The 996-nt window shown below is 46.5% G+C and carries 2 protein-coding genes; both read right to left on the bottom strand.

Annotated elements, in window-relative coordinates; translation table 11 throughout:
- Window positions 1–316: 316 nt before the first annotated feature.
- The gene (gene tnpB / locus ACYQ11_RS22045) at window positions 317–526 is read right to left on the bottom strand and encodes an IS66 family insertion sequence element accessory protein TnpB (protein WP_459925993.1); all 210 of its coding nucleotides are present in this window, start codon (window positions 524–526) and stop codon (window positions 317–319) included.
- A gap of 67 nt (window positions 527–593) precedes the next feature.
- Window positions 594–830: an IS66 family insertion sequence element accessory protein TnpA gene (gene tnpA / locus ACYQ11_RS22040; RefSeq protein ID WP_459925992.1), complete on the bottom strand. Its 237-nt coding sequence runs from the start codon at window positions 828–830 to the stop codon at window positions 594–596.
- Window positions 831–996: the final 166 nt, after the last annotated feature.

Here is a 996-nt window from a genome sequence, read left to right as displayed (position 1 = left end):
TATCTTGATTTCGGCTCGATATCGTTGATCCATTCTTTCGAATGCGACCTTGATTTCATCAAGCTCAGATACCGGTGGATCGTTATGTAATTCCAATGAATTCATGGTTTTCTACATAACATATTCCTTTCTTTTTGAACAGAATAAATGAGTAGAAAAACGCATTTTTTATCTAACAAACCTGTGTATAAGGCAGTCTCTGATGAGCCGTCACATGCCGAATATCAAGGCCGCCCAGAAGCCACAACAATTCCCTTGAACTGATGTCTATCACCTCGTTTTCACTGTCCGGCCATACGAAGCAATCCCTTTCAAGTCATTTGTGCCAGAGACAAAACCCGTTCCGATCCCAGTAGAGAATTTTCACCATGTTTTTCTTTTTGTTGGTGAACACAAACAAATGGCCAGACAACGGATTCATGCCCATGAAATGGCTGACCAGCGCGCACAGGCCATTGATCGATTTACGCATATCCGTCGCGCCCATCGCCAGATATACCCGGACACCTTCAAGAGAAAACAGCATCACCTCACCTCCAAGACACGAAGGATCTGTTCAAGGGTATCGGGGACTTCGAGACAGTACCGATCGTTTACAGAAACCTTAATGAGGAGGTTTGGCTTTTCCTGTCGGGCAGTTCAATGGCCACCGGAACGAATCGGATCTCATTGGTCGCCTTCAAGCGCCGCTTCCAATAGGTGAACGTTCTGGTCTTGAGATTGTTCCGACGGCAATACTCCGCCTGAGTCAGTGAACCGCCTTGCCATTGTTCTATATGCTTTCTCCAATACGCGTGTTTCCTGTCACTCGCCTTACAGGTCGTCTTCATCGTGAGCCTCCTTACAAAATTAGGTTGGCTCCACTCTATCGCATATTGGCTTGGCCTTGTGTAGATGGGGTTTATTGAGCGCTTACGATGATCTGGACGCCCTCGAAAAGGGCTGATGCATGATCAACAAATTCTCCGCTACCGTAAAGTGCATCGGCAAAAATGC

The organism is Desulfatiferula olefinivorans (genome assembly GCF_054657895.1).
Note: the sequence above shows the minus strand (reverse complement) of the source record. Positions and strands in the feature narration are given on the sequence as shown.

What these genes read in the sequence shown, in the direction of transcription:
- tnpB (WP_459925993.1), bottom strand. Translation starts at nt 526, where the DNA reads ATGCTGTTTTCTCTTGAAGGTGTCCGGGTATATCTGGCGATGGGCGCG.
- tnpA (WP_459925992.1), bottom strand. Translation starts at nt 830, where the DNA reads ATGAAGACGACCTGTAAGGCGAGTGACAGGAAACACGCGTATTGGAGA.